Raw genomic sequence first — 6202 nt, forward strand, 5'->3', positions numbered from 1 at the left:
ACGGAATCAGGGGACAAACCTGTACAATTAGCTGACGTTCATATCGGTGACCGTATCTTGGTTCGGAACAATGAAATTATACCCGCTGATGCCATGCTTTTAAAAGGCGATGCTGCGATAGATTTTAGCTTTGTAACGGGAGAATCAAGTCCGGTCAGTAAGACCTTAGGCGAAATTATCTATGCCGGCGGACGCCAGACGGGGGAAGCGATAGAACTTGAAGTGGTCAAACCGATTTCACAGTCCTATTTGACCAAATTATGGAATAATGAGAATTATAAAGATTATGACAAACATTTTCAGACTTTTGTCAACTTTATAAGTGAATATTTTACTGTTGTTTTATTGGCTATTGCACTATTGGCTGCCTTATTTTGGGCCGTTGATGGAAGTGCAAGCCGGGCTTGGGGAGCTTTTACGGCGGTATTAATTATCGCATGTCCATGTGCGTTGGCGTTGAGCTCTCCATTTACCCTTTCTGCAGCGCTAAGTATTTTTGATCGAAATAAGTTCTATGTGAAAAATACGGCCGCAATTGAGCAGATGGCAACGATTGATACTTTGGTGTTCGATAAAACTGGCACAATATCATCGCCTAAAGCAACTTCAATTTATTTTGAAGGTAGTCTTTCAGCAATTGACAAAAAGTTACTGAATGCGGTATGTAGAAACTCTAGCCATCCATTGAGCCGTGAGATTGTCAAGTGGCTGAATGTCTCTTCTGCTATTTCGATACAGGATTTTAAGGAATTTCCGGGAAAGGGGATGCAGGCTAATGTAAGTGGCAAGGAAATTAAAATCGGTAGTGCTAACTTTTTGAATATCGGTAACATTAAAACAGATGGTTCAGTGGTTTTTATTCGTATAGGTGAGGAGTTAAAGGGGTATTTTACCATGGAGCAATCCTGGAGGGATGGCCTTTCGGCTTTGATTGAAGATTTTAAAGTCGAATACGACCTTCATTTAATCTCAGGGGATAACGATAGACGTCTGGATGCACTCCAGTTAATTTTTCCCTCGAATGCAAGTTTGCTTTTTAATCAATCACCAATGGAAAAACTGGAAACCATTCAAAATTTTCAGGTAGCAGGAAAGCATGTCTGCATGATTGGTGATGGCCTTAATGATGCGGGGGCATTGCGTAAAGCAGATTTGGGTATCGCCGTGAGTGATGATATCAATAACTTCTCTCCCGGCTGCGATGCGATACTGGATGGGGAGTCATTTTCAAAAATGCCGGATTTCTTTGCTTTTAGCAAAGATGCGGTGAAAGTAATACATATGAGCTTTGGTATATCTCTTTTATATAATGTAATTGGATTGAGCTTTGCCGTGCAAGGTATTATGTCGCCGTTATTTGCCGCGATTCTAATGCCAATAAGTACGGTAACGATCATCTCCTTTACAAGTCTCATGACGAGGTGGTATGCCAAACGTCGTAAACTCTAGTTGTTATGGAAATAATGTATATTTTGATCGGTTGTAGTGTTTTGTTGGCTTTGGTTTTCCTATGTGCTTTTTTCTGGGCAAATAAAACCGGTCAGCATAATGATACCTATACACCTTCTATACGGATTCTGTTTGATGATGAAACGACAGAAGAGGAAGATAAAGAAGGTGACGTAACTAAAACGTTATCGTAATTAAATCAATTACTTTTTTTTGTAATTAAGGTTATTATCAATAAAATTGGGGGTAAATACCAATTTGAAATAAAAATACATGCATAATAATCCATTTTCATTAAAAGATAAGGTAGTTGTAATTACGGGAGGTACAGGGATTTTAGGCGAAGCATTTGTTGAGGCTTTGGCCGAGGCAGAAGCCAAAGTCGCAGTACTTGGACGTAATGGACAAATCGGAGCGGAGCGTGTTCAGCAGGTAGAGTCTGTTGGTGGCGAAGCTATATTTGTTGAAGTTGACATCATGAACGAACAGGATGTCACTCGGGCGAAAGATGAAGTTTTGCAAAAGTGGGGTAGGATAGACGCTTTAGTAAACGCCGTTGGAGGCAACATTCCAGGTGCAACAATTGGTGCCGATCAAGATTTATTTGCGAGCAATATTCAGGATACCATTAAAGCAATAGAGCTTAATTTGTATGGTACAATGATTCCTACGCATATTATTGGTCGTGTGATTGCTGAAAGCGGAAAAGGCGTCATCATCAATATATCTTCTCTTACAGCCAGTCGTCCTTTTACACGTGTTTTGGGCTATACTGTTGCAAAACACGGTATCGATGGGTATACAAAATGGATGGCCACCGAGCTCGCTCAGCGTTATGGCGATCAAGTTCGTGTCAATGCAATCGCTCCCGGCGTATTCTTAACCAAGCAGAACAAAAACTTATTGATCAATCCAGACGGTACGTATAGCGACCGTACCAAACGTATTCTTAACGGAACTCCCTATAACCGTTTGGGCGACCCTCGTGAGTTAAAAGGAACTTTAATCTATCTATTGAGTGATGCATCGGCCTTTGTGACAGGGGAGACGGTTTTTGTCGATGGTGGTTTTAATGCATGGTGTGGCGTTTAATTAAACTTTAAGATGAGAAAATTAGAACAAACCTGGCGTTGGTATGGTCCCAATGACCCGGTATCTTTACAAGATATCAAACAGGCTGGAGCGACTGGTATTGTTACGGCATTACATCATATTCCACACGGTGAGGTATGGCCCCTTGCCGATATTCAAGAAAGAAAACGCATTATAGAAGATGCTGGTCTTACCTGGTCTGTTGTGGAAAGTGTGACAGTACATGAGGAGATTAAGACAAAAGGTGCTAGGGTCGATGAATACCTCCAGAAATATAATGAGACTTTAACCAATCTCGCACAATGCGGCATCAAAACAATTTGTTATAATTTTATGCCGGTGCTGGACTGGACACGTACACAATTGGATTTAACGATGGCGGATGGTTCAAAAGCATTGTATTTTGACTGGATTGATCTGGCACTTTTTGATATTTTTATATTGAAACGTGATGAAGCACAGACAGCGTATCCAGCGGATGTTGTTAAACGGGCGACTTTACGATTTGATGAAATTTCCGAACAGCAAAAAGAAGAATTGGCAAATGTTGTCTTAATGGGGATCCCCGGAGAGAAGAATGTGGAATTGGAAGCGTTAAAAGCGAGCATTGATACCTATAAACATATTGGGAAAGATGGTTTACGCGGTAATTTGGTTTATTTCCTTCAGGGAATTGCGGCAACTTGTGAGGATAACGGTATATGTATGACTATTCATCCCGATGATCCACCGTATCCTATTTTAGGTTTGCCCCGCATCGCCAGTAATGGTGCGGATTTCGATTATTTTTTAAATGCGGTTCCACAACGATTTAATGGTGTCTGCTTTTGTACAGGATCCTTGGGGGCCAGTCAGACAAACGATCTGCCGGCTATCTTAGAAAATATTAAAGGGCGGGTAAACTTTGTTCACTTACGGAATGTGAGGAAAGATGCGATCGGAAGCTTTTATGAGGCAGACCATTTGGATGGGGATGTCAATATGTATAAAATCATGAAAATCCTGGTTGCTGAAAATCAATTGAGATCTACAGCGATCCCATTCAGACCAGATCACGGCCATCAGATGCTGGATGATCTGAATAAAGTAACAAATCCAGGGTATTCTGCCATTGGAAGATTGAGAGGGCTTGCGGAATTACGGGGCCTAGAGTATGGTATTGTTGGTGAATGATACCAATCATTCAGGCGAAGATTAGAGATTATGACCTGTAATAGTGGTCTAGCATAAAGACAGTCGGGAAATAAGAGCGCTAACGTCTTATTTCCCGACTGTTTTGTTTTAAGTATGTCGGCGAGACTATAATCAAAAGAATTATAAGGAAGATTTGCGAATGATGAGCTGTGTTGGAAGCTCAATCGTTTCAAATTCATGTATTGGTCTTGTTTGGTTAATGGTGGCGATTAATTTATTTGTCGCCAGTTCCCCAATTTCTGTTGCCGGTTGTACAATTGTGGATAGTGCCGGATTTAAGGAAGCTGCTATCTGTGTGTTTGAAAAACCAATAACCGCGACCTCGGAAGGGACTTGAATCTGAAGCTCAGCCAAAATACCTAGTGTTCGGGTTGTAATAACATCCGTAGCACCGAAAATTGCATCTATACTTTTATGTTCAAGATATTCTTTGCGCAAAATCTCCCGAATTGTTTCGTCTATATCGGTGGTATTATTAAAACTACATTCGATATAATGTCTAGTATCAAAAGGAATACCCGCATCTGATAAAGCAGATTCGAAGCCATTTAATCGTTCGGCTGCCACACCTAAGTTCTTTCCGGTGATATGCAAAATATTCTTTTTACCTTGTTCGATGAGATGCTTTGTGGCATTATATGAACCCTGGAAATTATTGACACCAACCTTGAATGTGTCGAGCTGGTGATTGATACGATCAAAAATAACGACGGGGATCTGCGATTTTATCAATGCTTTTAGCTCTTCAATATTTGAATCGGAAGAAACCGGAGATATCATTAAGCCATCAATACCGCGCATGCGTAAGACGTCAATACAATTTTTTTCGATCCGTTCGTCTTCCCGGCTTTGCATGAAAATAACGTCATAGACAGTCTGTTGAGAGGCTATTTGAATTCCATCGAGGATTTGTGAAACGAATGTATTACTAATGTTGGATACAATAACCCCTATTGTATTGGATTTTCCTATTTTTAAGCTCCGTGCCAACTTATTTGGGTGGAAATTATGCTTTTTGGCATATTCCTGAACCATCTTTTTAGTCGCTTCACTTATTTCGTAGCTGTCTGATAATGCTTTGGAAACCGTCGAAACAGAAATATTGAGTGCCAACGCTATATCTTTCAGGGTAGTTCTGCTCATCGCTTTGGTGGTTATTTTAAGAAGATAAATCTACATAAAAAAATGTATAAATGTGTTTTTATCGTCATAATTAGCCATTATCTATGGTCGGCTGGGACTTAGTCAATGGATTTGATTGGCAGGATTTCCTGTGTGTTTTTGAGATAATTTTTATCTTGGAGCTTTTCCGGCACTCCTTTTTTTCTGAAATCCCCTTTTTATCCTTTTTCCAATCCCTCTTCAATGCAGGACGAAGGCTAGCTGGGGATGGGTAGCGAATGAAAAGCAACTTCAAAAGTTCTAATAGATGAGGTAATAGAAAGAAATTAGTAACTAGAAAAAAAGGTTTCCCTAGCTACTAATTTTCTGAGGTAGTTGTCCTATCTTTCTTTATATAAAAAATATAGAAAAAAATTGAGCCTGAAATGACGTATGGTATAAGTGGTGATAAATCAGCAAATTTCAATTGATGAGTGTCTCTATAGATATGAGTTATATCATTGACCCCTAAACCTAAAAAAAACAGGCATACTACAAAAGCGATAAAGATTACCTTTTTATTTATTTTGAACATATCATTATAATTTATCGACAAGCTTCTCCCCATTGAGCACTTGCATATATAAATCCTACAGCACCTACCAGCTCCAACGACAGAAGCTCCACTAGCAGCTAATCCAACAAAAGCTAAGGCAAGGCCAACAGATGCACCAGCACATGATGATAAAAAGCTTTTTGTCAATTTGTTATTTGATGCTGATTTAACAAATATATTTTTTCTCTTAAAGATAAAAATTCTGGGTGAACTTCTGCAGTATATGTTAATGCTAAAAATACACTTTCGTATTTACTGTATATTCCGTTCTCTTTTAAAATACCACTGTATTTATTGAGTGTTTGTTGTGGAGCCGCAGAATAATAAAGTTCATTGGATAAATTAATAAATATTTCTTTTTCCTTCTCGTTTATCACATTATTTTGAGAAAGAATATTGATAATATCAGTACTATTTGTTTTTGTTGATATTTCTTCTAAAAAATTGATTCTATCTTGTTGTATAGAAGATGAGATATTTTTATTCGCTTGTATAGCTAGATCTATTGTAGATAAGTTATTGCTTGTACTTTTTAAGGCTATGATGTTTTGAATATTTGAATTCATCGAAGTCCTCAAAGCACTAGATAGTTCAATTTTGCTGCTACCTTCATTTAAAACATTGGGCTGTTTACTACAAGATGTTGAAATACGACACAATTGTGTATAAAAATAAGATAAATCAAAGTAAGACGAAGGATAGCCGGGATATGGGAAGCGAATGAAAAGTTTTTAGGCTTATGTATCCTAT

6 protein-coding genes are annotated in these 6202 nt (G+C 38.7%); 4 read left to right on the forward strand and 2 right to left on the reverse strand.

Features of this window, described 5'->3' with window-relative positions; translation table 11 throughout:
* The 4 genes from B2X72_RS03900 to uxuA form a co-directional block, all read left to right on the forward strand.
* A partial coding sequence (locus B2X72_RS03900; RefSeq protein ID WP_286848343.1) for a heavy metal translocating P-type ATPase occupies positions 1–1449 on the forward strand: 1449 nt, incomplete at its 5' end.
* Positions 1450–1454: 5 nt separating this feature from the next.
* Positions 1455–1643 carry a cbb3-type cytochrome oxidase assembly protein CcoS gene (gene ccoS, locus B2X72_RS03905; RefSeq protein ID WP_088160736.1) on the forward strand — a complete coding sequence of 63 codons (189 nt, stop codon included), beginning with the start codon at positions 1455–1457 and terminating at the stop codon, positions 1641–1643.
* Positions 1644–1722: 79 nt separating this feature from the next.
* The gene (locus B2X72_RS03910; protein ID WP_088160737.1) at positions 1723–2541 is read left to right on the forward strand and encodes an SDR family oxidoreductase; all 819 of its coding nucleotides are present in this window, start codon (positions 1723–1725) and stop codon (positions 2539–2541) included.
* 12 nt (positions 2542–2553) lie between these two features.
* On the forward strand, positions 2554–3714 hold the full coding sequence (gene uxuA / locus B2X72_RS03915; protein ID WP_286848346.1) for a mannonate dehydratase: 1161 nt from the start codon (positions 2554–2556) through the stop codon (positions 3712–3714).
* Between the two features lie 141 nt (positions 3715–3855).
* Here the strand turns inward: uxuA and B2X72_RS03920 are convergent, their stop codons facing one another.
* Together B2X72_RS03920 and B2X72_RS03925 are read right to left on the reverse strand one after the other, a co-directional pair.
* On the reverse strand, positions 3856–4878 hold the full coding sequence (locus tag B2X72_RS03920; RefSeq protein WP_286848348.1) for a LacI family DNA-binding transcriptional regulator: 1023 nt from the start codon (positions 4876–4878) through the stop codon (positions 3856–3858).
* Positions 4879–5595: 717 nt separating this feature from the next.
* Positions 5596–6018, reverse strand: a complete 423-nt coding sequence (locus B2X72_RS03925) for a hypothetical protein (RefSeq protein ID WP_286848349.1) — start codon at positions 6016–6018, stop codon at positions 5596–5598.
* Positions 6019–6202 lie beyond the last annotated feature (184 nt).

Origin of the sequence: Sphingobacterium sp. UBA7253, from assembly GCF_002472745.1 — a bacterium.
Lineage (GTDB): Bacteria > Bacteroidota > Bacteroidia > Sphingobacteriales > Sphingobacteriaceae > Sphingobacterium > Sphingobacterium siyangense.